The sequence below is a fragment of the Trinickia symbiotica genome (assembly GCF_003028655.1).
GTDB lineage: Bacteria > Pseudomonadota > Gammaproteobacteria > Burkholderiales > Burkholderiaceae > Trinickia > Trinickia symbiotica_A.
In genome coordinates, this window is record NZ_PYUC01000060.1 from 1 (window position 1) to 481 (window position 481).

General features: G+C 54.1%; 1 protein-coding gene. It reads left to right on the forward strand.

Annotated features, from left to right (window positions below; translation table 11 throughout):
* A partial coding sequence (locus tag C9I57_RS32220; RefSeq protein WP_440130270.1) for a sodium:solute symporter family transporter occupies window positions 1-481 on the forward strand: 481 nt, incomplete at both ends.

Genomic DNA, 481 nt, shown 5'->3' on the forward strand with positions numbered 1-481 from the left:
TCTGACTATTATGCCGCGGGTGGCCGGATCACCGGCTTTCAAAACGGGTTAGCCATTGCCGGCGACTACATGTCTGCCGCCTCGTTTCTGGGAATTTCCGCGCTGGTGTACACCTCCGGCTATGATGGCCTGATTTACTCCATCGGCTTTCTGGTTGGCTGGCCGTTGATCCTGTTCCTGATCGCCGAACGTCTGCGTAACTTGGGGAAATACACCTTTGCGGATGTGGCCTCATACCGCCTCAAGCAAAAAGACGTGCGCATTTTGTCGGCCTGTGGCTCTCTGGTCGTTGTGTCGTTATACCTGATTGCCCAAATGGTAGGGGCCGGTAAGCTGATTGAGCTGTTATTCGGTCTGAACTATCACGTCGCCGTGATCTTAGTCGGTGTGTTGATGGTGATGTACGTACTGTTTGGCGGCATGTTGGCGACCACCTGGGTGCAGATCATTAAAGCGGTTATGCTGCTCTCCGGTGCTAGCT